Source organism: Pseudomonas sp. Z1-14 (assembly GCF_051132005.1).
Taxonomy (GTDB): Bacteria; Pseudomonadota; Gammaproteobacteria; order Pseudomonadales; family Pseudomonadaceae; genus Aquipseudomonas.
The window spans coordinates 2,243,045-2,268,979 of sequence record NZ_CP071646.1 but is presented as its reverse complement, the minus strand read 5'-3'; the positions used below and the strand labels follow the sequence as shown (position 1 = coordinate 2,268,979).

Sequence of the window (25,935 nt, the reverse complement as noted above, 5' to 3'; positions counted from 1 at the left end):
AAATCGCGAGGCCTGGAAACAGGCCTCGCGATTTCATTCAAGCAATCAGCGGTCGTTCTTCATCGATGAACGGGTCGCGTTGCTCAAGCCCTTGGTGTTATGGGTGCCCGGCGTAGCGGCGGAAATCGCCGAGGCCTTGGTCAAGCCGCGAGTATCACGGTCCTTGGCAATGGCGGACGTCGCCGACGCCTTGCTGGCGCGATCGGTGCGGGTGGTGCCGGTGTGCTTACCGCTCAGGCCATGATCGCGAGTCCGAGTACCGGCGTGATCACTGGCCAGTCCTTTGCCGTGGCCGCTGGAGTCGCTGGACTTGCCACCGTTGCCATTGCCTTGCCCGCCGCCCACGCCGCCACCGTGCCCGCCGCCATTTCCTCCGCCATTGCCGCCACCGCCCCCATTACCGCCGCCACCGCCGTTGCCACCGCCCGCGGCATAGCTCGAACCGATAGGTGACAGGTCGGCAGGCAACAAAGCCGAGGCGCCGAACGCCAAGGCACAGACAGCTACGGCGATGAGGGATTTCTTGTGTTTGGACATGATGTCTCCGAAAGACAAAAACAGCGGGTGAACCTCTAAGACTTGAAGGTTCAATTTTTGTTCGCGGGCATCCGACCAAATGATCATGAATTCATTGTCGATTTTTCGGTGGAGTCGTCCCGGCCACGGTTCTATGCTCTGCCCATGAACCTACATCACTTGCTGCTTCCGCCTCACGCCGAGATGGTCCGCGCCATGCTTGAACGAGACACCACCTACGAAGGGGTGTTCTTCACCGCGGTCAAGACCACCGGTATTTTCTGTCGCCCCAGCTGCACGGCACGCAAGCCAAAGCCGGAGAACGTCGAGTTCTTTGCCCACGCCGACGAGGCGATGTCCGCCGGTTATCGGGCCTGCCTGCGTTGCAAGCCGCTGGATGCCGCCGCCATTGCCCCGGACTGGATCCAGGCATTGCTCAAAGCCGTCGACGCCGAACCAGACCTGCGCTGGACCGACGCCCTGCTGCTGGAACAAGGCATCGAACCGCTGAAACTGCGCCGCTGGTTCAAACAGCATTTCGGCATGACCTTCCACGCCTACCTGCGCACGCGGCGCCTGGGCATCGCCCTGGGCGGAATCAAGGAAGGCGCCTCGATCGATAACGCCGCGTTCGACTCCGGCTATGAATCGCTGAGCGGGTTTCGTGATGCCTTCGTCAAATCCTTCCACATCACGCCGGGCCGCGCCGGCCTCAGCGAACCCTTGCTGTTTACTCGCCTGACCACGCCATTGGGGCCGATGCTGGCCATGGCCGAACGTCGCGGCCTGGTATTGCTGGAGTTTCTCGATCGCCCGGCCTTGACCAGGGAGCTGGAGGAACTGCAGCAACGCTACGGCTACACGGTTGCGCCGGGCCACAATGCGCATCTGCAACAGATCGAAAGCGAGCTGGCCGACTATTTCGCCGGCAAGCTCACGGTTTTCAACGTCCCGTTGCACATGCCTGGCAGCGCCTTCGCGGCCAGGGTCTGGGCCGAGCTGCAGAAAATCCCCTACGGCGAAACCCGCAGCTACGGCGCCGTCGCCAACATACTGGGCAGCCCTGGCGCCAGCCGCGCCGTGGGCCTGGCCAATGGACAGAACCGCCTGGCCATCGTCATCCCTTGTCACCGGGTGATTGGGGCGGATGGCTCCTTGACCGGCTATGGCGGCGGTCAGCCGCGCAAGGCGTTTCTATTACGGTTGGAGCGAGCCGCGGTGCAGGTTTCGTTGCCTTTGGCGTTTTGACTGATGGCGGCGCCTTATCAGCAAGCGAGCACTTTCCTGGCAGGCCTGGACGAAGACTGGCGGCGCCATATCGAGTCGATCGGTCCTTGCCTTCTGCAACCCAAACCGGCCCGGGATCCGTATGAGGCGCTGATGCGGGCGATTGCCTATCAGCAACTGCACGCCAAGGCCGGGGATGCGATCATTGGCCGGCTGCTCGGGCTGTACCCATCGAGGACGTTTCCCGGGCCTGAGCAGATACTGGCAACTGATGCAGCGCAATTGCGCGGTTGTGGATTTTCAGCCAGCAAGATCGCCACTCTCCAGGGTATCGCCCAGGCCACGCTGGACGGCATCGTGCCGGATTACGCCACGGCGCAGGCCATGGACGATGAAGCACTGATCAAGCGCCTGGTCACCCTGCGCGGCGTCGGACGCTGGACCGTGGAGATGCTGTTGATCTATAGCCTGGAACGGCTGGATATCCTGCCTGCGGATGATTTTGGGGTTCGCGAGGGTTATCGGCGGCTCAAAGTGCTGGAAACCCAACCGAGCTCCAGACAGATGAGCGAAATCGGCCGGGCCTGGAGCCCTTATCGGACGGTGGCGGCGTGGTACCTGTGGCGGGTGCCCAAGTAGTGCTGGCTGTACCAACGCCTTCGCGAGCAGGCTCGCTCCCACAGGGGATTTGTGGACTTCCCGATTCCAATGTGGGAGCGAGCCTGCTCACGAAGGCGTCCGCACATTCAACATAAATTCAACCGGCAAAAAACGCCGACCGTCTAGGCTGTACTGAACCATTTCCAATCCACCGGAGGTTCCCATGCACCTCGAAGGATCCTGCCACTGCGGCGCCGTATCGTTCAGCCTGGACAGCAGTCACCCCTACCCTTACCAACGTTGCTACTGCTCGATCTGCCGCAAGACCCAGGGCGGCGGCGGTTTTGCGATCAACCTGGGGGGAGACGCCACGAGCCTGAAGGTGCAGGGTCGCAAGCACATCTCGATCTACCATGCGCGGCTCAAGGACGAGGGCGACAAACGCGCCCATCGCAGCAGCGCCGAGCGGCATTTCTGCTCGCTGTGCGGCTCGGGATTATGGTTGTTCAGCCCTGAATGGCCGGAATTGATCCACCCTTTCGCCTCAGCCATCGACACGCCGCTGCCGGTGCCGCCAGAACGCACCCATCTGATGCTGGGCTCCAAGGCGCCATGGGTCGAGGTCGAGGCGCGCTCGGGCGACCAGCAGTTCGACGTGTATCCCGAAGAATCGATTGCCCGATGGCATGAACGCCTGGGTTTGACCCTTTGAGATGCAGCGCGGCTTTGGGCCCTATCGCGAGCAAGCTCGCTCCCACAGGGGATTCGGGATGGACTCAGGATTTGTGTTCAAAGAGAGTCCAATGTGGGAGCGAGCTTGCTCGCGATGGCGCCGTCATGAACACCACGGTTCCTAAAGCGCAGGCACACCACTATGAAACCGAAACTCCACGTCCACTGATTCGATCAACTCGCGCTCCGCCTCGCGGACCCTCTCAATGACCTGGGCAATATCCTTGGCGTCGCCATACTGGTAGGCCAGTTTCAGGTAACCCTGAAAATGTCGGGCCTCGCTTTTCAGCAGGCCGAAATAGAACTTGCCCAGCTCCTCGTCCAGATGCGGCACGAGGGCCTCGAAACGCTCACAACTGCGGGCTTCGATAAAAGCGCCGACCACCAGGGTGTCCACCAGTTTCACCGGTTCGTGGCTGCGCACCACTTTACGCAGGCCCGAAGCGTAGCGCCCGGCGGAGAGCTGGCGCAGGGCGACCTTGCGTTTTTTCATCAGGCGCATGACCTGCTCGTGATGCACCAGTTCTTCCCGGGCCAGGCGCGACATCATATTGATCAGGTCGACATGGGAGTGATATTTGGCGATCAGACTCAAGGCCGTGCTGGCGGCCTTGAATTCACAGTTCTTGTGGTCGATCAGCAACGTTTCCTGGTCGGCCAGCGCCGCCTGGACCCAGGCATCGGGGGTGCGGCAGCCGAGGAATTCGTGGATTTCGGGAAGGATCATGAGACTCACGGGCAAAGGTAGTCGAGCGAAGGGCGCCGATTATACCGGCCTGCCCCCAGACCACCAGCCACCGGCGTTGATATGCATCAAGTCGACGAGCCATCCAGAACAACTATAGTTGAGCAACGCCGTGCCTTTTCATTGCTGGAGACGCCGATCATGCAAGCCATTCGCAGCATCCTCGTGGTCATCGAACCCGAACATTCGGAAAGCCTGGCACTCAAGCGCGCCAAACTGATCGCCGGCGTGACCCAGGCCCATTTGCACTTGCTGGTCTGCGACAAACACCATGACCATGCCGGGATGCTCAGCGTCCTGAAGGCCGCACTGGCGGCCGACGGCTACAGCGTGACCACCGAGCAGGCGTGGAACGAAAGTCTCTACGAAACCATCATCGATGTGCAGCAGGCCGAAGGCTGTGGCTTGGTCATCAAGCAGCACTTCCCCGACAGCCCCTTGAAAAAAGCCCTGCTGACCCCGGCCGACTGGAAACTGCTGCGCCATTGCCCGACCCCGGTGCTGCTGGTCAAGACGTCGGGGTCCTGGAAAGACCGGGTGATCCTGGCCGCGGTCGACGTGGGCAATGCCGATGGCGAGCACCGCCACTTGCACTCGACGATTATCGACCATGGCTACGACATCGCCCTCCTCGCCAAGGCGCACCTGCATGTCATCAGCGCCCACCCGTCGCCGATGCTCTCGTCCGCCGACCCGACCTACCAGCTCAAGGAAACCATCGAGGCGCGCTACCGTGAGCAATGCCGGGCGTTCCAGGCCGAATTCGACATTGATGACGAGCACCTGCATATCCAGGAAGGCCCGGCGGATGTCTTGATTCCATACATGGCCCACAAGCTCCAGGCCGCTGTCACCGTGATCGGCACCGTGGCCCGCTCGGGTTTGTCAGGGGTGCTGATCGGCAACACCGCCGAAGCCGTGCTCGATACGCTGGAAAGCGATGTGCTGGTGCTCAAGCCGCAGGAGGTGGAGGACCATCTGGTGGAGATGGCGGCAAAAGAATAAACAAAGTCGTGGCGAGGGGATTTATCCCCGCTGGACTGCGAAGCAGGCCCAATAGCAGCGAAGGCATTCCACGTGATGGGCAGCGGAGCCTGTTTCAGGGCCGCTTCGCGCCCCAGCGGGGATAAATCCCCTCGCCACAAAAGCACCCGCCATTAGCCGCCGATCGCGTCCTTGAGAAACCCCGGCGCGATGTAGCGCTGGTAATGCGCTTCGGACAGGAGGAAAAATTCCCGATCAATGGCATCGCGCAGGTCGGGCAGTTCCCAGTCGCGAAATTCCGGCAGCAGCACCATGCCGTACGCTTCCAGGTTATTGATCACCCGTGCGCCCCGGGCGATCAACTGATAGGCCCAGCAATATTCCGACTGGTGCGGCACGAAGCGGATCTTGCGCGATTCCAGTTGCTGGCGCAGCAGCTGCGGGTCGAACACCTCCAGCTTGGCCACCATCACCTGCACCAGCAGCTGCTCGAGCCGCAACCACACCGCGCGCTTCTCCTCTTCGTTGTAGCCGTTCCAGTGAATCACTTCATGGTGGAACCGCTTGCAGCCACGGCACACCAGGTCACCGTAGACAGTGGAACAGAGGCCGACGCAGGGGGTCTTGATGAGCTGGTTGGGCATAAGGCAACGCACACGCAAAAACAGGACAGGCCGGCATGTTAGCCCTTTGTCTAAGATTGATCACCCCTCAAACTTCCAGGCTCAACTTACCTTTAATTTTTTTTTCCCGTAGAATCAGCCAGCCTTTTAAGGCGCCAATGTCCGTTAGAAGCTGTTTTCAAAGCGTCACGAGCACAGTCGTTCCTTCAGAGCGGTGTTGGCGAAGGGTCTTTCCAGCGGGGAAAGCCCAACGCCAACCCTCATCAGCTCCCGTTCTGCAGGCGTAAAACTTTGAAAGCAGCTTCTGTGAGGAACTCCGGCAATTCTGGCGTGGAGGCCCAAAAAGCCCCTGACGCGCATGAGTGCCGTGAGTTTCTGGATGAGCGTCCCGGACACCCATTTGGGACCACTGATGAGGGTAATAACTGTGCTTGAAGCCTACCGCAAACATATCGAAGAGCGCGCAGCACTGGGTATCGTTCCCCAGCCGCTTAACGCCGAACAAACCGCAGGCCTGATCGAGCTGCTGAAGAATCCCCCGGCTGGCGAAGAAGCTTTCCTCGTTGACCTGATCACCAATCGCGTTCCGCCTGGAGTCGACGAAGCCGCCTACGTCAAGGCCGGTTTCCTGTCCGCCCTGGCCAAGGGCGAAGCCCAATCCCCTCTGATCGACAAGAAGCGCGCTGTAGAACTGCTCGGCACCATGCAGGGCGGCTACAACATCGTGACCCTGGTAGACCTGCTGGACGACGCCGAACTGGCCCCGGTCGCCGCCGAAGAACTCAAGCACACGCTGCTGATGTTCGATGCCTTCCACGATGTGGCGGAAAAAGCCAAGAACGGCAACGTCCACGCCAAGGCCGTCCTGCAATCCTGGGCCGATGGCGAGTGGTTCAAGAACCGCCCGGTGCTGGCCGACAAGATCAGCCTGCGGGTCTTCAAGGTCACCGGCGAAACCAACACCGACGACCTGTCCCCTGCCCCTGACGCCTGGTCCCGCCCGGACATCCCGCTGCACGCCCTGGCCATGCTGAAAATGGCTCGCGACGGCATCGTGCCCGATGAGCAAGGCAAGACCGGCCCGATGAAGCAGATCGAAGAGATGCGTGGCCAAGGTTTCCCGATCGCCTACGTCGGTGACGTGGTCGGTACCGGCTCCTCGCGTAAATCCGCCACCAACTCGGTGCTGTGGTTCTTCGGCGACGACGTCCCGTATGTGCCGAACAAGCGCGCCGGTGGTTTCTGCTTCGGCAGCAAGATCGCGCCGATTTTCTACAACACCATGGAAGACGCCGGCGCCCTGCCGATCGAATTCGATGTGTCGAACATGCACATGGGCGACGTGATCGACCTGTACCCGCATGCCGGCAAAGTCTGCAAGCACGGCACCGATGAAGTCCTGACCACCTTCGAAATGAAGACGCCGGTCCTGCTTGACGAAGTCCGTGCCGGCGGTCGTATTCCGCTGATCATCGGCCGTGGCCTGACCGAAAAAGCCCGCGCCGAGCTGGGCCTGCCGCCTTCGGACCTGTTCAAGAAGCCTGAAGCGCCGGCCGAAAGCACCAAGGGCTTCACCCTGGCGCAGAAAATGGTTGGCAAGGCTTGCGGCGTGACCGGCGTTCGCCCGGGCACTTACTGCGAGCCGAAGATGACCACCGTAGGCTCCCAGGACACCACCGGTCCGATGACCCGTGACGAACTGAAAGACCTGGCGTGCCTGGGCTTCTCGACCGACCTGGTGATGCAGTCCTTCTGCCACACCGCGGCGTATCCGAAGCCGATCGACGTCACCACCCACCACACCCTGCCAGACTTCATCATGACCCGTGGCGGCGTGTCCCTGCGTCCGGGCGACGGCATCATCCACAGCTGGCTGAACCGCATGCTGCTGCCGGACACCGTCGGCACCGGTGGTGACTCCCACACCCGTTTCCCGATCGGCATCTCGTTCCCGGCCGGTTCCGGCCTGGTCGCCTTCGCCGCCGCCACCGGCGTGATGCCGCTGGACATGCCCGAGTCGATCCTGGTGCGTTTCAAGGGCAAGCTGCAACCGGGCGTCACCCTGCGTGACCTGGTCCATGCGATCCCTTACTACGCGATCCAGAAAGGCTTGTTGACTGTCGAGAAGAAAGGCAAGAAAAACGCCTTCTCCGGCCGCATCCTGGAAATCGAAGGCCTGGAAACCCTGACCGTCGAGCAGGCTTTCGAACTGTCCGATGCCTCGGCAGAACGTTCGGCCGCAGGTTGCACCATCAAGCTGTCCAAGGAATCGATTGCCGAGTACCTGAAGTCCAACATCACCCTGCTGCGCTGGATGATCGGCGAAGGCTACGGCGATGCCCGCACCCTGGAGCGTCGTGCCCAGGCGATGGAAGCCTGGCTGGCCAACCCGGAACTGCTGGAAGCCGACAAGGACGCCGAGTACGCGGAAATCATCGAAATCGACCTGGCCGACGTCAAGGAGCCTGTGCTCTGCGCGCCGAACGACCCGGACGATGCCCGCCTGCTCTCCAGCGTTGCTGGCGAGAAGATCGACGAAGTGTTCATCGGTTCCTGCATGACCAACATCGGTCACTTCCGCGCTGCCGGCAAGTTGCTCGACCAGGTCAAGGGTCAGCTGCCAACCCGTCTGTGGCTGTCGCCGCCGACCAAGATGGACGCTCACCAGCTCACCGAAGAAGGCTACTACGGCATCTACGGCAAGGCCGGTGCACGGATGGAAATGCCGGGCTGCTCGCTGTGCATGGGTAACCAGGCACGCGTGGAACCGAACTCCACCGTGGTCTCCACTTCGACCCGTAACTTCCCGAACCGTCTGGGTGACGGCGCGAATGTCTACCTGGCTTCGGCTGAGCTGGCATCCGTGGCGTCGATCCTGGGTCGCCTGCCGACCGTCGAGGAGTACATGGAATACGCCGGCAAGATCGACAGCATGGCAGCGGACGTATACCGCTACCTGAGCTTCGACCAGATCGCCGAGTTCCGTGAAGCGGCTGCCAACGCCAACATCCCGGTCGTTCAAGCGTAAAGCTTAAAACGCCCGACAAAAAACGCCGCCCTTCTTGCGAGGGGCGGCGTTTTTTTTATGCCTTGGGATTTGATGCAAGCTGACAGACCGCTTTCGCGAGCAGGCTCGCTCTCACATAAACGCAGGTCAGGCCATGAGGGAATAGACCAACGCAGTGATCGCCACCAAGCCCACCGACACCACAAAGACATTCGACGCCTGACCACGATAGCGGGCCATGGCCGGGACTTTGCGGATGGCGTACATCGGCATCAGGAACAGGATGGCCGCGATGACCGGACCGCCCAGGGTTTCGATCATGCCGAGGATGCTCGGGTTGAGGGTGGCGACGATCCAGCACACCACCAGCATGAACGCTGCGGTCAGCCGATCGAGGGTCTTGGGTGCCGGGCGGCGGCCGCTCTTGACGACCAGGCCCTTGAGGCCCTCGCTGGCGCCGATGTAGTGCCCCAGGAACGACTTGGAGATCGCCACGAAGGCAATCAGCGGTGCCGCGAAGGCGATGGTCGGGTTGCTGAAATGGTTCGCCAGGTACGACAGGATCGACAGGTTCTGCGCCTTGGCCTCGGCCAGTTGCGCCGGGGACAGGGTCAGCACGCAACTGAACACGAAGAACAGCACCATCACCACCATCAGCACATGGGCACGCGACAGGATCTGGGCACTGCGTTCCTCGGCGTTGGCACCGTAGCGACGCTTCTGGTCCACCGCGAATGCCGAGATGATCGGCGAATGGTTGAACGAGAAGACCATCACCGGAATCGCCAGCCACAAGGTGTGCAGCAGGGCCGAAGGTTCAGGCACCGTGGACGCCGTGGTGAGGATGCCGCCGTTCCAGTGCGGGATCAGGAACACCGCCAGGAACAGCAGCGCCACGATGAACGGGTAGACCATCAGGCTCATGGCCTTGACGATCGCTTGTTCGCCGCAGCGCACCACTGCCAGCAGACCGAGGATCAGCACCAGTGACAACACGGCCCGGGGCGGCGGCTGGATCTGCAACTGATGCTCCAGGAAACTGCCCACCGTATTGGTCAACGCCACGCTGTAGATCAGCAGGATCGGAAAAATGGCGAAGAAGTACAACAGCGTGATCAACGCGCCGGCCTTGATACCGAAATGCTCTTCCACGACCTCGGTAATGTCCGCGCCGTCACGGCCGGACAACACGAAGCGGGTCAGCCCACGATGGGCGTAGAAGGTCATGGGAAACGCCAGCACAGCCAGGATCAGCAGCGGCCAGAAACCACCGAGGCCGGCATTGATCGGCAGGAACAACGTGCCGGCACCGATGGCGGTGCCAAACAGGCCCAGCATCCAGGTCGTGTCATGGCGACTCCATTCGCCGAGGGTGGCGGGGGCTGTCGTTTCAAAGCGCTCTTCAACGCTGTTGGCCTGATCATTCATCCGGTCGGATCTCCGCATTCCGGTCATATGCACCCGGCCGGGACGAGTCGGAAAAATCCGACAGGCAGCGCCCCTGGCCGAAACAGGGGCGCGATTGTCCGGGATTCATGAACAGAAGCAAAGACTTAGCTGAGGAATGGTTATCCGGAGCAGATCATGGACAGAGAAATTGTCCCCCACGTTCCTTGTGGAAGCGAGCCTGCTCGCGAAGAGGCCCTTCCTGTAACTCCTCACTGCCTGAACCAGCGTCTTCGCGAGCAGGCTCGCTCCCACAGGGAAATGTGCCGGCCAAAAATGAAATACAAAAAGCCCAAGCTACACCTCCCTGCGGCCCCTACAATCAGGTTGAATATCAAAATCGCCCGCGCCCACAGGAGCACAGCATGACCGCAACCGTTCTGGTACTGGTTGAAACCGTCAACGAATACTTGCCGATTCTCGAACGCCAGGGCTATCACCTGGAACTCGCGCCCACGCCCGCCGAACGCAAGGCAGCGGTTTTCGAACACGGTGAACGGTTCAGCGCGGTGCTGACGCGCGGCCCCCTGGGTCTGACCGCCGAGGAAATCGACGCCCTGCCCAACCTGAGGATCATCTGCGTGATCGGCGCTGGTTACGAGCAAGTGGATCTGCAAGCCGCCCGCAACCGAGGCATCGTGGTCACCAACGGCGCCGGGGTGAATGCCTCCTCGGTGGCCGACCATGCCATGGCCCTGCTGCTGGCGCTGGTGCGGGACGTGCCTCGGTCCGACGCCGCCCTGCGCCGTGGCGAGTGGCCGCGCCAGATGCGTCCCTCCCTGGCGGGCAAGCACCTGGGCGTGCTGGGACTCGGCGCCGTGGGCATGGCGATCGCCAAGCGTGCCGCCCTGGGTTTCGACATGAGCATCAGCTACCACAATCGGCGGGTTCGCAGCGATGTCCCGTATACCTTTTGCGCCACGCCAACGGAATTGGCCCGGGTCTCGGACTTCCTCATCGTGGCCACGCCTGGCGGCCTGGACACCCGGCAATTGATCACCCGACAAGTCCTGGATGCCCTCGGTCCCAATGGCTATCTGGTCAACATCGCCCGGGCCAGCGTAGTCGCCACCGCCGATCTCGTCAGCGCCCTTGAACAGCGGCGAATTGCCGGGGCGGCACTCGATGTGTTCGACCACGAACCGGAGGTGCCCGATGCCTTGAAAAGCCTGCCAAACGTGGTCCTGACGCCGCATGTGGCCGGGTTGTCGCCGGAAGCGAACCGGGCGATGGTGGAGCTGGTGGGCCAGAACCTGACCGCGTTTTTTGCCGGCGAACCGGTATTGACCCCGGTGCCACTGCCTGACAGGCAACGTTGACTCGACCGATACGAACCCCGCATCCACGGTGGCAGCTCATCAGGTCCGCTGATTACCCAGCAACACGCTAACCTATAAGACCCCGGCGTGCTTGTGACGCCTCCCACGCGCCATTAGATTAGCCAATGATCAATGGCCTCCAAAATAAGCAGAAGGGATAAGCATGGCAGTGACTGATCAGTCCACCCGCGTGCGCGACGGTGAAGAACTCGATGCCAACCTGATCGACCCGTACCTCAAGGCCCACATTCCTGGCTTGACCGGCACGCCGGTGATCAGCCAGTTTCCCGGTGGCGCGTCGAACCTGACGTACCTGCTGGAATATCCCGAGCAGGAGTTCGTCCTGCGGCGTCCGCCGTTCGGCCACAAGGCCAAGTCGGCCCACGACATGGGCCGTGAGTTCCGCATCCTCAATCAGTTGCGCGAAGGTTTCCCGTACTGCCCCAAAGCCTACGTCCACTGCACTGACGAATCGGTGATGGGCGCCGAGTTCTACGTGATGGAACGAGTCGAGGGCATCATCCTGCGCTCCGAATTGCCGCCGGAACTGGGTTTCGATGCAGCCCGCACCGAAGCCCTGTGCAAGAGTTTCATCGACCGGCTCGTCGAACTGCACCGTGTTGACTACACCGCCTGCGGCCTGGCCGACCTGGGCAAGCCCGAAGGCTACGTGGCCCGGCAGATCCGTGGCTGGAGCGAGCGCTACGAAAAAGCCCTGACTCCGGATGCGCCCAAGTGGGAGACGGTCAAGGCATGGCTCAACGACAAGATGCCTGCCGACCATCCAACGTCGAGCATCGTCCACAACGACTACCGCTTCGACAACGTGATCCTCGACCCAGACAACCCGATGCAGATCATCGGGGTGCTGGACTGGGAGCTGACCACCCTTGGCGACCCGTTGATGGACTTGGGCAACAGCCTCGCCTACTGGATCGAGGCCGGCGATCCGGCACCGGTGCAATTGATGCGCCGTCAGCCAAGCCACGCGCCGGGCATGCTGACTCGCCGCGAATTCGTCGATTACTACGCCGAGCGCGCCGGGATCCGCATCGACAACTTCGACTTCTACTACACCTACGGGCTGTTCCGCCTGGCCGGCATTGTCCAGCAGATCTACTACCGCTTCTTCCATGGCCAGACCCAGGACAAACGCTTCGCGCAGTTCGTTCAGATGAACAAACTGCTGGAGCAGATGAGCCTGCAGGTCATCAGCAAATCCACGCTCTGAGCGCACCTATAACAAGGAAACAGCATGTCCAAGACCCAGTTGTTCGACCTCGACGGCAAGATCGCTTTCGTTTCCGGCGCCAGCCGCGGCATCGGCGAAGCCATCGCTAAACTGCTGGCCCAGCAAGGCGCCCACGTGATCGTTTCGAGCCGCAAGCTCGACGGCTGCCAGCATGTCGCCGATGCGATCATCGCCGCTGGCGGCAAGGCCACCGCGATCGCTTGCCACATCGGCGAAATGGAGCAGATCAGCCAGGTGTTCGCCGGGATTCGCGAGCAATTCGGGCGCCTGGACATCCTGGTGAACAACGCCGCCACCAACCCGCAATTCTGCAACGTGCTGGACACCGACCTGGGCGCGTTCCAGAAAACCGTCGATGTGAACATCCGCGGCTATTTCTTCATGTCGGTGGAAGCCGGCAAGCTGATGCGCGAGAACGGCGGCGGCAGCATCATCAATGTCGCGTCGATCAATGGCATCTCGCCGGGCATTTTCCAGGGCATCTATTCGGTGACCAAGGCTGCGGTGATCAACATGACCAAGGTCTTCGCCAAGGAGTGCGCGCAGTTCGGCATCCGTTGCAATGCCCTGCTGCCGGGCCTGACCGATACCAAGTTCGCCTCGGCGCTGGTCAAGAACGACGCCATCCTGAAGACCGCCCTGGCGCAGATCCCCCTCAAGCGCGTGGCCGACCCGAGCGAAATGGCCGGTGCGGTGTTGTACTTGGCCAGCGATGCGTCGAGCTACACCACGGGCGTGGCGTTGAATGTGGATGGTGGGTTCTTGTCCTGAGGATATTTCCCTTGTGGGAGCGAGCCTGCTCGCGAAGGCGTCAGGTCAGTCGACCTCAATGTTGACTGAACTATCGTCTTCGCGAGCAGGCTCGCTCCCACAGGGAATTCTCAAGGGCAGGGTAATGAATATTTATTCCACTATTTGCAATTAGAGAATATTTATTCCATAAAGAGCCTTCTGAAAATAACAATTCAAAGGGCTCTTTCTCATGCGCGAACTCGGCATCGGTCTGATTGGCACCGGCTTCATGGGCCGTGCCCATGCTTTGGCATTCCATAACGCCAAGGCGGTGTTCGACCTTCCCCTGAACTTGAAACTGGCGGCCCTGGCCGACGCCGATCCGCTACGTGCGCGCCAATGTGCACAGAGTTGGGGCTTCGAGACGGCTCACAGCGACTGGCAACAACTGATCGGCGACCCGAACGTCCAGTTGATCGCCATTACCACGCCCAACCATCTGCACTTTCCGATGGCCATGGCCGCGTTGGCGGCGGGCAAACCGGTCTATTGCGAAAAACCGCTGGCGGTCTCCCTGGAACAGGCCGAGCGGATGCGCCAGGCCGCCAAAGCGGCCGGGGTGGTGACACGCGTCGGCTACAACTATCAACACAACCCGATCATCCGGTTGGCGCGGGAAATGATCCAGCGCGGCGAGCTGGGGCAGATCGTCAGCTTCCAGGGGGAATTCAGCGAGGACTTCATGGCCGACCCGACCTCGCCATGGTCCTGGCGCTGCGAAGCCGAGCACGCCGGCGGCGCCCTGGCCGACCTGGGCAGTCATTTGCTAGCCATGGCTCGTTACCTGCTGGGCGCTGTCGATTCGGTGTGTGCCGACAGCCAGACCGTCCACAACCGGCGTCCGGCCAGCGCCGGCGCGATCGAACAACGGGTCATTGCGGTTGACGATCAGGTCCAGGCGCTGCTGCGCTTTACCAGCGGCGCCCGGGGCACGGTGAGCAGCAGTTGGCTCAAGCACGGCTACAAGAACCACTTGAGCTTCGAGATCAGCGGCACCCTCGGGACGCTGGCCTTCGATCAGGAACGACTGAACGAATTGCACCTGTGCCGCGCCGGCCAGGCAGGTTTCCAGCGACTATTGGCCGGCCCCGACCTGCCGGGCTACGCCGCCTTCAGCCCGGCGGCCGGGCACCAGCTGGGGTACAACGAATTGAAGACACTGGAAGTCCAGGAGCTGGTCATGGCCCTCGCGGGCGATGGCGGCAACGGGACGGATTTCGAAGAAGCCTGGGAAGTCGAGCGCCTGGCGGCAGCGATCCGCGTGGCGGCGCGGGAGGAGCGTTGGGTACAAGTGCAGTCGCAATGAAACTCGCTTCTGTGGCGAGGGAGCTTGCTCCCGCTGGGTTGCGCAGCAACCCCAGAGAATTGGGAGGTAGTTGACCTGACACACCGAGGTGAACGGTTTTAGGGCTACTTCGTAGCCCAGCGGGAGCAAGCTCCCTCGCCACGGTGCTCAGTTTTGAGCTTTTAGTTCAACCAACCGCCCCGCCAGCGCCTTGGCCTGGCTCGCGACATCCGTCACGGCGGTGCTTTCCCACCACACCCCGCGCAATGGCGGGCCCATGGCGAACAGGCGACCGGCCGGCTCGCCATGGGCGTCCAGCACCGCGCCATCGGCACGCGCGGCGATGCCCAGCGCCAAGGGGCCGGGCTGGACCAGACCTCGGGCCAGCAACTGTTGCGGCAGGGCGAGCGCGACACGGCGCCAGTCATATTCGATGCCGCTGGAGTTGATCAATGCGGCGCCTTGCACCACCGTAAGCCCGGCTTCGCCGCGTCGGCGGATGCTGATGCCTACCGATCCTCCGGAAGCCGGAACAAGCCCCTTGAACGACGCAGCCTGGATTCGCAACCGCCCTTCCCCATGCAGACGCGCCACCAGTTCCGCGCTCAACGGTGGCGAACGATGGTGGTGGCTTTCCCACCACGGCCGCACATGCCGGACGAACTGTCGACGTTGCACGTCGCTGGCCTGGTTCCACAAACGCCCGATGTGCGCGCGCACGGTATCCAGCGGCGCCTGCCAATCGATCCCCTCGGCCTCGGCTTTACGGCACTGCTCGCGCAGCGCACGCATCAACTGCAATGGCGAACGCAAGTTGTGATCTTCGGCGAGGAAATCCACCCAGGCCGGTGGCTGGCGACGCACGTGAGGCAACAGGCCATGGCGGGAAAACACTTCGATCGGCCCACGGTGCCCAGCCTGCTCCAAAGACACCACGGCATCGACCATGGTCAGTCCCGAGCCAATGATCAGTACCGTGGACTGCGGATCAAGATGGCGCATCGCGGCCACATCCCAAGGATCGAGGGCTGCGGCGTTCAAGCCGCTGGATTCGGTCTGCGGGGTGCGCGCCGCCGGGAACATGCCGGTGGCCAGCACCGCAAAACGGCCATGCAAGACCCGACCGTCGCCCAGCGTCACCATCACGCCACCGTCGGCAAGCCGCAGGTCCACGGCTTCCCCGCGCACATGCTCGGCGGTCGAACCGTTCTGTGCGCCCGACTCGCGAGCTTCGGCCAGACGTTGCTGTACGTAGAGGCCAAACATTCCTCGGGGCGGAAACAGCTCGCTGATCGGCACGTGTTGCTGATCCGACTCGGGCCAGCCGCCGGCTTCGATGAACGTGGTGAGCCATTGAGTCAAATCGTCGGCGTTGTCCGGGTCGACACTCATGCGCGCCGCGTTACCGTTCAAGGTGTGGCCCAGCTCCACCGCGCTGTAGGCCTCGCCCCGGCCCAACTCGCTGCGCGGCTCGACAATCAACACCTCGCGTTGGCCTGGCAGGCGCAGCAGTTGCGCCGCCAACATGGCACCGCTCAGGCCACCGCCGATGATCAGGACATCGGCGGAACGGGGAATCGAGGTTGGCACGTCAGTCATCGAACGCTTCCGTCATGAAAACAGCGGTTATCGTTCGCAGCTAAAGGCCCTGACGGGGCGCCGAAGCAACGGAACGACGAGATGCTACCTTACTGCCATCGCCTGATGCTCCGGAAGCGTTCTTTGGTAGCACTCGCGGTGCAATGGAAGTTCAGATCACCACATTGCGCACGAACCGCGCCGCCACCAAATCGTCGTTGCGATAGGCATGGGGCTGGTTGCTGGCAAACATGAAAAATTCACCGGCCTCGATTCGACGCTCCTCGCTGCCCAGCAGTAGCGTCAAACACCCTTCGAATACATAAAGCTGCTCGCTCCAGCCGTCCGCGTCAGGCTCCGAGACATAATGCTCGCCGGGCTCCAGGCGCCATTCCCAAAGTTCCACTTCGCGGTTGGCGGTGGCCTTGGCCAACAATACGGCTTTGCTGCCTGGAATCACGCCGGCCCAGGCCAGCTCATTGATACGGCTCGGGTCGCGGGCATCCGGAGCCTGGATCAAATCGCTGAAGGCCACATCCAACGCTTCGGCGACACGGTCCAGGGTGGTCAGGCTGACATTTTTTTCGCCAGCTTCGATGGCGACCAGCATCCGTCGACTGACCCCGGACAGCTCGGCCAGCGCCGTCTGGCTGAGCTGCGCCGCATGCCTCAGACGGCGGACGTTCTGGCTGACATGTTGCAGGACGGAGGCCCGCTGGCTGTTTTCTTTGTGCACTATATTGCTCATCTGCCGGGGTTGCGCATTATACTGCCCAACTTCGGGCGCATTGTGCGTCCGCCTCAAGTAGCGCGCAAGGTCATGGCATCGTTGAACTCCCCGCAAGCGTCCACCCGTATCCCAAAATTCAGCAAGGCCGAGTGCGTGCTGGTGCTGATCACCATGATCTGGGGCGGAACGTTCCTTTTGGTGCAGCACGCCATGACCGTCAGCGGACCGATGTTCTTCGTAGGCTTGCGCTTCGCCGCGGCGGCCGCGTTTGTCGCATTGTTCTCCTGGCGGCACCTGCGGGACCTGACGCTGTTTGAGCTCAAGGCCGGCTGCTTCATCGGCGTGGCAATCATGCTCGGCTATGGCCTGCAAACCGTCGGCCTCCAAACCATTCCCAGCAGCCAGTCGGCCTTCATCACCGCCCTCTACGTACCCTTCGTGCCGTTATTGCAATGGCTGGTGCTGGGCCGCCGGCCAGGGTTGATGCCGAGCATCGGGATCATGCTCGCGTTCACCGGGCTGATGCTGGTGTCCGGCCCGGCCGGCGCGTCACTGAATTTCAGTCCGGGAGAAATCGCCACCCTGATCAGCGCCATCGCGATCGCCGCCGAGATCATCCTGATCAGCGCTTATGCCGGCCAGGTGGATGTGCGCCGGGTAACGGTCGTGCAACTGGCCAGTACTGCCGTGCTGGCGTTCCTGATGGTGGTGCCGACCCGGGAAGTGGTCCCCGGTTTTTCCTGGCTGCTGCTGATCAGTGCAGTAGGCCTGGGCGCCGCCAGCGCGGCGATCCAGGTGGCGATGAACTGGGCCCAGAAAAGCGTCTCGCCGACCCGCGCCACGCTGATCTATGCCGGCGAACCGGTGTGGGCCGGTATTGCCGGGCGCCTGGCCGGGGAGCGGTTGCCGGCGATTGCCCTGGTGGGCGCCGGGTTGATTGTGGCGGCGGTGATCGTCAGTGAGCTGAAGACTCGAAGCAAAGCCGTTGTCGAAGTGGACAAGGTGTTTGAGCGCGAGCAATAGGCGTTCCTCACAACCGACTGATGCAGATCGACCAAAATCCCGTGGCGAGGGAGCTTGCTCCCGCTGGGCTGCGCAGCAGCCCCAAAGATTCAGCTGAAACAACGCAAAACAGGATACTTCCACCTACCTTGTAGGATTCTGCGACACCCTGGCGGTTGGTGATCCGGAATACGCCACGTATGATCCCGGACAACCTTTGCCGAATAGAAGCCTATGTCACTGATAGTTCTATTGCTTTTGCCCTTCATCGGCAGCTGCGTGGCAGCCCTGTTGCCGCACAACGCGCGCAACGCCGAGTCTCTGCTGGCGGGCCTTTTGGCGCTGGTCGGCACCGTTCAGGTCGCCTTGCTCTATCCACAGATCGCCGACGGCGGCGTGATCCACGAGCAATACGCGTGGTTGCCCAGCCTCGGCCTGAATTTCGTGCTGCGCCTGGATGGCTTCGCCTGGCTGTTTTCGTTATTGGTGCTGGGCATCGGCACGCTGGTGTCGTTGTATGCCCGCTATTACATGTCGCCGGACGATCCGGTGCCGCGTTTCTTCGCGTTTTTCCTGGCGTTCATGGGCGCGATGCTCGGGCTGGTGATCTCCGGCAACCTGATCCAGATGGTGTTCTTCTGGGAACTGACCAGCCTGTTCTCGTTCTTGCTGATCGGCTATTGGCATCATCGCGCCGACGCCCGACGCGGCGCCTACATGGCGTTGATGGTGACCGGTGCCGGCGGGCTGTGCCTGTTGGCCGGGGTGATGCTGCTCGGCCATGTGGTGGGCAGCTATGACCTGGACAGGGTCCTGGCCGCCGGCAACCTGATTCGTGACCACGCCCTCTACCCCGTCCTGCTGCCGCTGATCCTGATCGGCGCCTTGAGCAAAAGTGCTCAGTTCCCCTTCCACTTCTGGCTTCCCCACGCCATGGCCGCACCCACACCGGTGTCGGCGTACCTGCACTCGGCAACCATGGTCAAGGCCGGTGTCTTCCTGTTGGCGCGGCTGTGGCCGTCATTGTCGGGCAGCGAGCAATGGTTCTATATCGTCGGCGGCGCGGGGGCCTGCACCCTGGTGCTGGGCGCCTACTGCGCGATGTTCCAGAACGACCTCAAGGGCCTGCTCGCCTATTCGACCATCAGCCACCTCGGGCTGATCACCCTGCTGCTGGGTCTCAACAGTCCGCTGGCGGCGGTGGCGGCGGTGTTTCATATCCTCAACCACGCCACGTTCAAGGCCTCGCTGTTCATGGCCGCCGGAATCATCGACCACGAAAGTGGCACGCGGGATATCCGCAGGCTCAGCGGCCTGGTGCGACTGATTCCGTTCACCGCCACCCTGGCGATGGTCGCCAGCGCGGCGATGGCCGGGGTGCCGTTGCTCAATGGTTTCCTGTCCAAGGAGATGTTCTTCGCCGAGACGGTGTTTATCTCGGCCACCGCCTGGGTCGAACTGGCGTTGCCGATCATCGCCACCATTGCCGGCACCTTCAGCGTCGCCTACTCCCTGCGCTTCACCGTGGACGTGTTCTTCGGCCCCACCGCCACCGACCTGCCTCACACGCCCCATGAACCGCCACGCTGGATGCGCGCGCCGGTCGAGCTGCTGGTATTCACCTGCCTGCTGGTGGGGATTTTCCCGGCCCAGGTGGTCGGCTCGTTGCTGGCCGCCGCCGCACTCCCCGTGGTGGGCGGCCCGCTGCCCGAATACAGCCTGGCAATCTGGCACGGGCTGAACGCGCCCATGCTCATGAGCCTGGTGGCGATGGCCGCGGGCATCGTCCTGTACTTGCTGCTGCGCAAGCAATTCAAGCAAGGCCAAATCAAGCATCCGCCGCTGATCGGCCGCCTCAGCGGCAAGCGCCTGTTCGAACGCTGCCTGGTGCTGATGATGCGCCACGGCCGCCGGCTGGAGCGCAAGATCAGCACTCGGCGCCTGCAGGCGCAACTGTTCCTGCTGGTGCTGGCGGCGCTCCTGGCCGGGTTGATCCCGATGCTGCACAGCACGCTGGTCTGGGGCGACCGGCCGAAGATTCCCGGCTCCGTGGTGTTCGTCACCCTGTGGGTACTGGCAATCGCCTGCGCCCTGGGCGCGGCCTGGCAAGCCAAGTATCACCGTCTCGCGGCGCTGACGATGGTCAGCGTCTGCGGCCTGATGACCTGCGTGACCTTCGTCTGGTTCTCGGCACCGGACCTGGCCTTGACGCAACTGGTGGTGGAGGTGGTCACCACGGTGCTGATCCTGCTGGGGCTGCGCTGGTTGCCCCGACGGATCGAGGACGTATCGCCCCGGCCCAACAGCGAACGGCGCGCGCGCATCCGGCGCCTGCGGGACCTGCTGCTGTCCGGCGCGGTGGGCGGCGGCATGGCGCTGCTGTCCTATGCCATGCTGACGCGCCAGACCCCCAACGACATTTCCTCGTTCTACCTCAGCCGCGCGCTGCCTGAGGGCGGCGGCAGCAACGTGGTGAACGTCATGCTGGTGGACTTCCGCGGCTTCGACACCCTGGGGGAAATCACCGTGCTGGCGGCGGTGGCGCTGGCGGTGTTCGCCCTGCTGCGGCGCTTCCGTCCACCGAAGGAAAGCATGCAACTGCCGGCGCAACAACGCCTGCTGGCGCCGGACGTGGTTACCGACCTGGTCAACCCGCGCCACGCCAGCGATACCGCGCTGGGCTTCATGATGGTGCCGTCGGTGCTGGTTCGCCTGTTGCTGCCGATTGCCCTGGTGGTGTCGTTCTATCTGTTCATGCGCGGCCACAATCAACCCGGCGGCGGCTTCGTGGCCGGGCTGGTGATGTCGGTGGCGTTCATCCTGCAATACATGGTCGCTGGCACCCAGTGGGTCGAGGCGCAGATGAGCCTGCGACCGCTGCGCTGGATGGGCGCCGGGCTGCTGTTCGCCAGCGCCACGGGGTTGGGCGCGCTGGCGGTGGGTTATCCGTTCCTGACCACGCACACCTGGCATTTCGAATTGCCGCTGCTGGGGGATATTCACCTGGCCAGCGCGCTGTTCTTCGACATCGGCGTCTATGCCGTGGTGGTCGGTTCGACCCTGCTGATTCTCACTGCCCTGGCCCACCAGTCAGTGCGCGCCCACAAGCCGGGCCTGCACGGCAAACCCGTCGCCCCTCTCAAAGGAGCCAACGCCTGATGGAAGAAGTCATCGCAATCGCAATCGGCGTATTGGCCGCCTCCGGGGTCTGGCTGGTGCTACGGCCGCGGACCTTTCAGGTGGTCATGGGCCTGTGCCTGCTGTCGTATGGCGTCAACCTGTTCATCTTCAGCATGGGCAGCCTGTTCATCGGCAAGGAGCCGATCATCAAGGATGGCGTGCCCCAGGACCTGCTGCACTACACCGATCCGTTGCCCCAGGCCCTGGTGCTGACCGCCATCGTGATCAGCTTCGCCATGACTGCCTTGTTCCTGGTAGTCCTGCTCGCGTCCCGGGGCCTGACCGGCACCGACCATGTGGACGGCCGGGAGCCGAAGGAATGACGTTGACGCCACACTTGATCGCCGCGCCCATCCTGCTTCCGTTGCTGACCGCCGCGGTGATGCTGATGCTCGGCGAGAAGCACCGCCCGCTCAAGGCGCGGATCAATCTGTTCTCCAGCCTGCTGGGCCTGGGCATCGCCGTGCTGTTGTTGCGCTGGACCCAGGAGCAGGCGCTGCCCGCGTCCATTGGCGTCTATCTGCCCGGTAACTGGCAGGCGCCGTTCGGCATCGTGCTGGTGGTCGATCGCCTGTCGGCGCTGATGCTGGTGCTGACCGGGATCATCGGCGTCTGCGCGCTGCTGTTCGCCATGGCCCGTTGGGACCGGGCCGGGGCGAGTTTCCATGCGTTGTTCCAGATCCAGTTGATGGGGCTTTATGGGGCCTTCCTCACGGCGGACCTGTTCAACCTGTTCGTATTCTTCGAGGTGCTGCTGGCGGCGTCCTACGGCTTGATGCTGCATGGATCGGGCCGGGCGCGGGTGTCGTCGGGGCTGCACTACATTTCCATCAACCTGCTGGCCTCGTCGCTGTTCCTGATTGGCGCAGCCCTCATCTATGGCGTCACCGGGACCTTGAACATGGCCGACCTGGCCCTGAAGGTGCCCCTGGTGCCGGAAGCCGACCGCGGCCTGCTGCACGCCGGCGCGGCGATCCTGGCGGTGGCGTTCCTGGCCAAGGCCGGCATGTGGCCGCTGAATTTCTGGCTGGTGCCGGCCTACAGTGCAGCCAGTGCGCCGGTGGCGGCACTGTTTGCGATCATGACCAAGGTCGGCGTCTACACCATCCTGCGGCTGTGGACCTTGCTGTTTTCCGGTCAGGCCGGCGCCTCGGCCTATTTTGGCGCTGACTGGCTGGTCTACGGCGGCCTGGCGACTATCGCCTGCGCGGCCATCGCCATCCTCGCCGCCCAACGCCTGGAGCGCATGGCCAGCCTGAGTATCCTGGTCTCGGCCGGCATCCTGCTGTCTGCCATCGGTTTTGCCCAGCCAAACCTGGTGGGGGCTGCGCTGTTCTATCTGGTGAGCTCGACCCTGGCGCTGTGCGCGCTGTTCTTGCTGGCCGAGTTGATCGAGCGTTCACGCTCGGCCAATGATCTGCCGCTGGAAGACGATCTCGACAGCCTGCCGCGCCCACTGGAATCGCTGCAACCGCCCAAAGGCATCAACCTCGACGACGAACAGAAAGCCGTAGTCGGCCAAGTGATCCCCTGGACCATGGCCTTCCTCGGCCTGAGCTTCATCGCCTGTGCGCTGCTGATTATCGGCATGCCACCGCTTTCGGGCTTCATCGCAAAACTCGGGCTGCTCAACGCGTTGCTCAACCCCCAAGGACTCGGAGCAAGTACCGACACGCCCCTCTCTGCCGCCGCCTGGGGCCTGTTGGCGCTCTTGATTCTGTCCGGGCTCGCCGCGCTGATCGCCTTCTCGCGCCTGGGCATCCAGCGCTTCTGGACGCCACAAGAGCGGCCGTCGCCACTGTTGCGGCCGTTCGAATGCGTGCCGATCATAGCGCTGCTCGGCCTCGGAATCGCCCTGACCTTCAAGGCCGAGCCGGTGCTGCGCTACACCCAGTCCGCCGCCGATGCGCTGAACACACCTGAACATTATGTGATGGCGGTGCTTGCCACCCGCGCCGTCCCCAACCCACAAGCCGACACCGAAGTGCAGGCGGTGCAACCATGAAGCGCCTGTTTCCCGCACCCTGGTTGTCGCTGGCGTTGTGGCTGCTCTGGCTGCTGTTGAACCTGTCCGTCAGCGCCGGCCATCTGCTGCTGGGCGCGGCGCTGGGCTTCCTGGCGCCATTGATGATGCGTCCACTGCGGCCGCGGCCCATTCGCATCCGCCGGCCCTGGGTCATGCTGCGGCTGTTCCTGCTGGTGGGGCGCGATGTGCTGGTATCCAACCTGGCCGTCGCCTGGGGCGTACTGAATGCCGGACGCCGCCCGCCTCGCTCGCTTTTCGTCAAGGTGCCGCTGGACCTGCACGATGCCAATGGCCTGGCGGTGCTGTCTATGATCACCACGGTGATTCCCGGGACGGTCTGGTCGGAGCTGGCGCTGGACCGCAGCATCCTGTTGATGCACGTATTCGATCTGGAGGACGAAGGCGCATTCATAGCGCACTTCAAGGCCACCTACGAGCGCCCGTTGATGGAGATTTTCGAATGAGCCCGTTGCTGTCCAATGCCATCCTGCTGAGCCTGTTCCTGTTCTCCCTGACCATGGTCCTGACGCTGGTGCGCCTGTTCAAAGGCCCCTCGGCACAGGACCGGGTCCTGGCCCTCGACTACCTGTACATCGTCGCGATGCTGATGATGCTGGTGCTGGGCATCCGTTATGCCAGCGACACCTACTTCGAGGCCGCGCTGCTGATCGCCCTGTTCGGTTTTGTCGGCTCGTTTGCCCTGGCCAAGTTCCTCTTGCGTGGCGAGGTGATCGAATGAACGTCGAGCTGTCGATGTGGGTGGAAATCTCAGTGGCGATCTTGCTGGTGGCCAGCAGCCTGTTCGCCCTGCTCGGGGCAATCGGGCTCGTACGGTTGAAGGATTATTTCCAGCGCATGCACCCCCCTGCCCTGGCGTCGACGCTGGGCGCCTGGTGCGTTGCCCTTGCCTCGATCATCTACTTTTCCGCGATCAAGTCCGGGCCGGTGTTGCATGCGTGGTTGATACCGATCCTGCTGTCCATCACGGTGCCGGTGACCACCCTGCTGCTGGCCCGGGCGGCATTGTTCCGCAAGCGTATGGCCGGCGATGACGTGCCGGCGGAGGTAAGTAGCCGCAAGAACGACTGACAAACCGGCCTTTTTGTGGCGAGGGAGCTTGCTCCCGCTGGGGTGCGCAGCAGCCCCTGGATCTGTCACTTCGGTGAGTCAGGCTGACTGGTGTTCAGTCTTTTTTGGGGCTGCTGCGCAGCCCAGCGGGAGCAAGCTCCCTCGCCACATGGGTTGTGGTTGTATTCAAGCCCACGCCACCGTCAGCAACCCCGCCCCCAGCACGACACACAACGGCGAATAGACCCAGGTGTCGAGCCGGGCAAACGTCGAGCCCTTGACCTCCTTGAAGAAGCCCACCAGGTTCGACTCGCCAATGGCCCGGGCGAACATCAGCAAGGCAATCGCACTGATCAGCCATTGCAAGGCGCGATGAGTGACGGGCGGCGAAATCAGCCCGACCCGCAGGCACACCAGCAGCGCAATCATCAACAGCGCCAGGGCCACCAGCAGCGTCAGCCATCCCGACGGGTTGAACGCCGGTCGCAGCGTGTCGCCCTGCTTCACCGGAACCTGCGGTACCACCGCCAGGGCTGCCCAGCGCCCACCCAGGGCCCAATACAAATGAAACAAGCTGATAGTCGCAAACACTGCGACCAGCGACCGAGCCAATAAAAGCGTCATTCGCCAGCCTCCTGAAAAAGGTTGAACAATCATCCTAGCTTGAATCTGACATTTCGCTGGACGGGCACAGGTTGCCAGGTTCCAGCGAATGGCGATTTGCCCGGGATCAACTGTTCAACAGGCTGGCATCACCAAGTTTTACAGCCCCGCCGCGACTTTGTCGGCGACGTCCTTGGGCAACCAGGCCTGCCAGACCTGTGGGTGGGCCTTGAGGAACGCCTCGGCGGCTTCGCGGGGCGGCGTGCGTTTCTCGCTCATGTCGGCCAGGGCCTTGTTCAGCGGCTCGATGGGCAGGTCGACCTTGCTGAAGAACTCGGCGATGTCCGGATGCTGCTTCTGGAACGGCACGGACACACCGATCGACAGCTTCGAGGCCAGGGAGCGAGTCGGTTTCGGATTCGGATTGTCGGCGTCGGTCAAGGTCTTCCAGGCCTCGGCATCGAATGGCGGTTCTTGCAGTTGCACCAGTTTGAAACGCCCCAGCAACGGCGTGGGCGACCAGTAGTAAAACAGGATCGGCTTGCCACGGCGGATCGAAGAAGTAATTTCCGCATCAAGCGCGGCCCCGGAACCGCTGCGGAAATTCACGTAGCTGTCGGAAAGACCATAAGCCTTGAGTTTCTGCTTGTTGACGACTTCGGATGTCCAGCCGATGGGGCTGTTGAGGAAGCGCCCCTTGTCGGGGCTTTCAGGATCCTTGAACACATGTTTGTAGCGCGCCAGGTCCTCGACGCTGCGCAGGTCCGGCGCGAGCGGCTTGATCCCCTTGGCCGGGTCGCCCTTGATGACGTATTCCGGCACCCACCAACCTTCGGTCGCGCCCTTGACCGTATCGCCCAGGGCAACCACCTTGCCCTCGGCCTCGGCCTTGACCCACACCGGGCTGCGCCCCGCCCACTCTTCACCGATCACCTGGATATCGTTGTTGGCCAGGGCGGTTTCCAGGGTAATGGTGGTGCCCGGTAACGTGTCGGTCGATAACCCGTAGCCTTTTTCGACGATGATCCGCAGGATGTCGGTGATCAGGCTGCCACTTTCCCAGTTCAGGTCGGCAAAGTGGATCGGCGCCGAAGCAGCAGCGGATGCCGGAAGTGGCGAAACCAACACAGCGAGGGTAGTGGCGCAGGCCGCCAGCCACTGTCGAACTCGTTTCATGCTTGATACCTCATGCCGGACACAGCAATAACCGAACGGCGTTG

Annotated in this window: 24 protein-coding genes; 16 read left to right on the top strand and 8 right to left on the bottom strand. The window is 62.5% G+C overall.

Going from position 1 to position 25,935, the window contains the following annotated elements:
- Window positions 1-45 precede the first annotated feature (45 nt).
- Complete coding sequence (locus tag J3P89_RS10465) at window positions 46-537, bottom strand: hypothetical protein (RefSeq protein ID WP_434697468.1); 492 nt, start codon at window positions 535-537, stop codon at window positions 46-48.
- Between the two features lie 144 nt (window positions 538-681).
- On the opposite strand from J3P89_RS10465, the gene J3P89_RS10460 reads away from it, so the two are divergent.
- From J3P89_RS10460 to J3P89_RS10450, 3 genes are all read left to right on the top strand, one after another.
- A complete protein-coding gene (locus tag J3P89_RS10460; protein WP_434697467.1) occupies window positions 682-1,764 on the top strand; it encodes a bifunctional transcriptional activator/DNA repair enzyme AdaA in 1,083 nt (360 codons plus the stop codon).
- Between the two features lie 3 nt (window positions 1,765-1,767).
- Window positions 1,768-2,382: a DNA-3-methyladenine glycosylase family protein gene (locus tag J3P89_RS10455; protein WP_434697466.1), complete on the top strand. Its 615-nt coding sequence runs from the start codon at window positions 1,768-1,770 to the stop codon at window positions 2,380-2,382.
- Window positions 2,383-2,566: 184 nt separating this feature from the next.
- A complete protein-coding gene (locus J3P89_RS10450) occupies window positions 2,567-3,055 on the top strand; it encodes a GFA family protein (protein ID WP_434697465.1) in 489 nt (162 codons plus the stop codon).
- Window positions 3,056-3,196: 141 nt separating this feature from the next.
- Here J3P89_RS10450 and J3P89_RS10445 read toward each other — a convergent pair whose 3' ends face one another.
- Complete coding sequence (locus J3P89_RS10445) at window positions 3,197-3,802, bottom strand: tRNA-(ms[2]io[6]A)-hydroxylase (protein ID WP_434601118.1); 606 nt, start codon at window positions 3,800-3,802, stop codon at window positions 3,197-3,199.
- A 159-nt stretch (window positions 3,803-3,961) separates the two neighbouring features.
- On the opposite strand from J3P89_RS10445, the gene J3P89_RS10440 reads away from it, so the two are divergent.
- A complete protein-coding gene (locus J3P89_RS10440) occupies window positions 3,962-4,825 on the top strand; it encodes a universal stress protein (RefSeq protein ID WP_434573569.1) in 864 nt (287 codons plus the stop codon).
- Window positions 4,826-4,977: 152 nt separating this feature from the next.
- Here the strand turns inward: J3P89_RS10440 and J3P89_RS10435 are convergent, their stop codons facing one another.
- Window positions 4,978-5,448 (bottom strand): DUF1289 domain-containing protein, encoded by a 471-nt coding sequence (locus J3P89_RS10435; RefSeq protein WP_434573568.1) that lies wholly within the window; start codon window positions 5,446-5,448, stop codon window positions 4,978-4,980.
- A gap of 406 nt (window positions 5,449-5,854) precedes the next feature.
- On the opposite strand from J3P89_RS10435, the gene acnB reads away from it, so the two are divergent.
- Window positions 5,855-8,455, top strand: coding sequence for a bifunctional aconitate hydratase 2/2-methylisocitrate dehydratase (gene acnB / locus J3P89_RS10430; protein WP_305501222.1), 2,601 nt, complete (start codon window positions 5,855-5,857; stop codon window positions 8,453-8,455).
- 126 nt (window positions 8,456-8,581) lie between these two features.
- On the opposite strand, the gene J3P89_RS10425 is transcribed toward acnB, so the two are convergent.
- Window positions 8,582-9,862, bottom strand: a complete 1,281-nt coding sequence (locus tag J3P89_RS10425; RefSeq protein WP_434697464.1) for a serine/threonine transporter — start codon at window positions 9,860-9,862, stop codon at window positions 8,582-8,584.
- A 383-nt stretch (window positions 9,863-10,245) separates the two neighbouring features.
- Between J3P89_RS10425 and J3P89_RS10420 the strand changes: the two genes are divergently transcribed.
- From J3P89_RS10420 to J3P89_RS10405, 4 genes are all read left to right on the top strand, one after another.
- Window positions 10,246-11,199, top strand: a complete 954-nt coding sequence (locus tag J3P89_RS10420; RefSeq protein ID WP_434697463.1) for a 2-hydroxyacid dehydrogenase — start codon at window positions 10,246-10,248, stop codon at window positions 11,197-11,199.
- A gap of 163 nt (window positions 11,200-11,362) precedes the next feature.
- On the top strand, window positions 11,363-12,430 hold the full coding sequence (locus J3P89_RS10415; protein ID WP_434697462.1) for a phosphotransferase family protein: 1,068 nt from the start codon (window positions 11,363-11,365) through the stop codon (window positions 12,428-12,430).
- A gap of 24 nt (window positions 12,431-12,454) precedes the next feature.
- Window positions 12,455-13,222 (top strand): SDR family oxidoreductase, encoded by a 768-nt coding sequence (locus tag J3P89_RS10410; RefSeq protein ID WP_003180553.1) that lies wholly within the window; start codon window positions 12,455-12,457, stop codon window positions 13,220-13,222.
- 211 nt (window positions 13,223-13,433) lie between these two features.
- Entirely contained in the window at window positions 13,434-14,549 is a 1,116-nt protein-coding gene (locus J3P89_RS10405; protein ID WP_434697461.1) for a Gfo/Idh/MocA family protein, read from the top strand.
- A gap of 147 nt (window positions 14,550-14,696) precedes the next feature.
- Here the strand turns inward: J3P89_RS10405 and J3P89_RS10400 are convergent, their stop codons facing one another.
- Window positions 14,697-16,127, bottom strand: a complete 1,431-nt coding sequence (locus J3P89_RS10400; RefSeq protein ID WP_434697460.1) for an FAD/NAD(P)-binding protein — start codon at window positions 16,125-16,127, stop codon at window positions 14,697-14,699.
- A 151-nt stretch (window positions 16,128-16,278) separates the two neighbouring features.
- A complete protein-coding gene (locus J3P89_RS10395; RefSeq protein WP_434697459.1) occupies window positions 16,279-16,842 on the bottom strand; it encodes a helix-turn-helix domain-containing protein in 564 nt (187 codons plus the stop codon).
- Between J3P89_RS10395 and J3P89_RS10390 the strand changes: the two genes are divergently transcribed.
- The 7 genes from J3P89_RS10390 (at window position 16,837) to J3P89_RS10360 (ending at window position 24,133) form a co-directional block, all read left to right on the top strand.
- On the top strand, window positions 16,837-17,859 hold the full coding sequence (locus J3P89_RS10390) for a DMT family transporter (protein WP_434697972.1): 1,023 nt from the start codon (window positions 16,837-16,839) through the stop codon (window positions 17,857-17,859). The genes J3P89_RS10395 and J3P89_RS10390 overlap by 6 nt on opposite strands.
- 213 nt (window positions 17,860-18,072) lie before the next feature.
- Window positions 18,073-20,997, top strand: coding sequence for a monovalent cation/H+ antiporter subunit A (locus tag J3P89_RS10385; RefSeq protein ID WP_434697458.1), 2,925 nt, complete (start codon window positions 18,073-18,075; stop codon window positions 20,995-20,997).
- Window positions 20,997-21,341 carry a Na+/H+ antiporter subunit C gene (locus J3P89_RS10380; protein WP_003202835.1) on the top strand — a complete coding sequence of 115 codons (345 nt, stop codon included), beginning with the start codon at window positions 20,997-20,999 and terminating at the stop codon, window positions 21,339-21,341. The genes J3P89_RS10385 and J3P89_RS10380 overlap by 1 nt, the downstream gene beginning before the upstream one ends.
- The gene (locus tag J3P89_RS10375) at window positions 21,338-23,023 is read left to right on the top strand and encodes a monovalent cation/H+ antiporter subunit D (protein WP_434697457.1); all 1,686 of its coding nucleotides are present in this window, start codon (window positions 21,338-21,340) and stop codon (window positions 23,021-23,023) included. The genes J3P89_RS10380 and J3P89_RS10375 overlap by 4 nt, the downstream gene beginning before the upstream one ends.
- Window positions 23,020-23,508 (top strand): Na+/H+ antiporter subunit E, encoded by a 489-nt coding sequence (locus J3P89_RS10370; RefSeq protein ID WP_434697456.1) that lies wholly within the window; start codon window positions 23,020-23,022, stop codon window positions 23,506-23,508. Before J3P89_RS10375 ends, J3P89_RS10370 begins: the two co-directional genes overlap by 4 nt.
- Entirely contained in the window at window positions 23,505-23,783 is a 279-nt protein-coding gene (locus J3P89_RS10365) for a K+/H+ antiporter subunit F (RefSeq protein ID WP_186615355.1), read from the top strand. Before J3P89_RS10370 ends, J3P89_RS10365 begins: the two co-directional genes overlap by 4 nt.
- Window positions 23,780-24,133, top strand: a complete 354-nt coding sequence (locus J3P89_RS10360) for a Na+/H+ antiporter subunit G (protein WP_305500390.1) — start codon at window positions 23,780-23,782, stop codon at window positions 24,131-24,133. The genes J3P89_RS10365 and J3P89_RS10360 overlap by 4 nt, the downstream gene beginning before the upstream one ends.
- Before the next feature lie 165 nt (window positions 24,134-24,298).
- On the opposite strand, the gene J3P89_RS10355 is transcribed toward J3P89_RS10360, so the two are convergent.
- On the bottom strand, window positions 24,299-24,736 hold the full coding sequence (locus J3P89_RS10355; protein ID WP_305500389.1) for a DUF3995 domain-containing protein: 438 nt from the start codon (window positions 24,734-24,736) through the stop codon (window positions 24,299-24,301).
- A 138-nt stretch (window positions 24,737-24,874) separates the two neighbouring features.
- On the bottom strand, window positions 24,875-25,891 hold the full coding sequence (locus J3P89_RS10350) for an ABC transporter substrate-binding protein (protein WP_305500387.1): 1,017 nt from the start codon (window positions 25,889-25,891) through the stop codon (window positions 24,875-24,877).
- Window positions 25,892-25,935: the final 44 nt, after the last annotated feature.

Excerpts from the sequence above, each read along its gene's own strand:
- J3P89_RS10460 (WP_434697467.1), top strand. The coding sequence starts at position 682 with ATGAACCTACATCACTTGCTGCTTCCGCCTCACGCCGAGATGGTCCGC.
- J3P89_RS10415 (WP_434697462.1), top strand. The coding sequence starts at position 11,363 with ATGGCAGTGACTGATCAGTCCACCCGCGTGCGCGACGGTGAAGAACTC.
- J3P89_RS10375 (WP_434697457.1), top strand. The coding sequence starts at position 21,338 with ATGACGTTGACGCCACACTTGATCGCCGCGCCCATCCTGCTTCCGTTG.
- J3P89_RS10400 (WP_434697460.1), bottom strand. The coding sequence starts at position 16,127 with ATGACTGACGTGCCAACCTCGATTCCCCGTTCCGCCGATGTCCTGATC.
- J3P89_RS10350 (WP_305500387.1), bottom strand. The coding sequence starts at position 25,891 with ATGAAACGAGTTCGACAGTGGCTGGCGGCCTGCGCCACTACCCTCGCT.
- J3P89_RS10385 (WP_434697458.1), top strand. The coding sequence starts at position 18,073 with ATGTCACTGATAGTTCTATTGCTTTTGCCCTTCATCGGCAGCTGCGTG.
- J3P89_RS10450 (WP_434697465.1), top strand. The coding sequence starts at position 2,567 with ATGCACCTCGAAGGATCCTGCCACTGCGGCGCCGTATCGTTCAGCCTG.
- J3P89_RS10365 (WP_186615355.1), top strand. The coding sequence starts at position 23,505 with ATGAGCCCGTTGCTGTCCAATGCCATCCTGCTGAGCCTGTTCCTGTTC.
- J3P89_RS10440 (WP_434573569.1), top strand. The coding sequence starts at position 3,962 with ATGCAAGCCATTCGCAGCATCCTCGTGGTCATCGAACCCGAACATTCG.
- J3P89_RS10380 (WP_003202835.1), top strand. The coding sequence starts at position 20,997 with ATGGAAGAAGTCATCGCAATCGCAATCGGCGTATTGGCCGCCTCCGGG.
- J3P89_RS10435 (WP_434573568.1), bottom strand. The coding sequence starts at position 5,448 with ATGCCCAACCAGCTCATCAAGACCCCCTGCGTCGGCCTCTGTTCCACT.
- J3P89_RS10360 (WP_305500390.1), top strand. The coding sequence starts at position 23,780 with ATGAACGTCGAGCTGTCGATGTGGGTGGAAATCTCAGTGGCGATCTTG.
- J3P89_RS10425 (WP_434697464.1), bottom strand. The coding sequence starts at position 9,862 with ATGAATGATCAGGCCAACAGCGTTGAAGAGCGCTTTGAAACGACAGCC.
- J3P89_RS10410 (WP_003180553.1), top strand. The coding sequence starts at position 12,455 with ATGTCCAAGACCCAGTTGTTCGACCTCGACGGCAAGATCGCTTTCGTT.
- J3P89_RS10445 (WP_434601118.1), bottom strand. The coding sequence starts at position 3,802 with ATGATCCTTCCCGAAATCCACGAATTCCTCGGCTGCCGCACCCCCGAT.
- J3P89_RS10420 (WP_434697463.1), top strand. The coding sequence starts at position 10,246 with ATGACCGCAACCGTTCTGGTACTGGTTGAAACCGTCAACGAATACTTG.
- J3P89_RS10370 (WP_434697456.1), top strand. The coding sequence starts at position 23,020 with ATGAAGCGCCTGTTTCCCGCACCCTGGTTGTCGCTGGCGTTGTGGCTG.
- J3P89_RS10465 (WP_434697468.1), bottom strand. The coding sequence starts at position 537 with ATGTCCAAACACAAGAAATCCCTCATCGCCGTAGCTGTCTGTGCCTTG.
- J3P89_RS10355 (WP_305500389.1), bottom strand. The coding sequence starts at position 24,736 with ATGACGCTTTTATTGGCTCGGTCGCTGGTCGCAGTGTTTGCGACTATC.
- J3P89_RS10405 (WP_434697461.1), top strand. The coding sequence starts at position 13,434 with ATGCGCGAACTCGGCATCGGTCTGATTGGCACCGGCTTCATGGGCCGT.
- J3P89_RS10455 (WP_434697466.1), top strand. The coding sequence starts at position 1,768 with ATGGCGGCGCCTTATCAGCAAGCGAGCACTTTCCTGGCAGGCCTGGAC.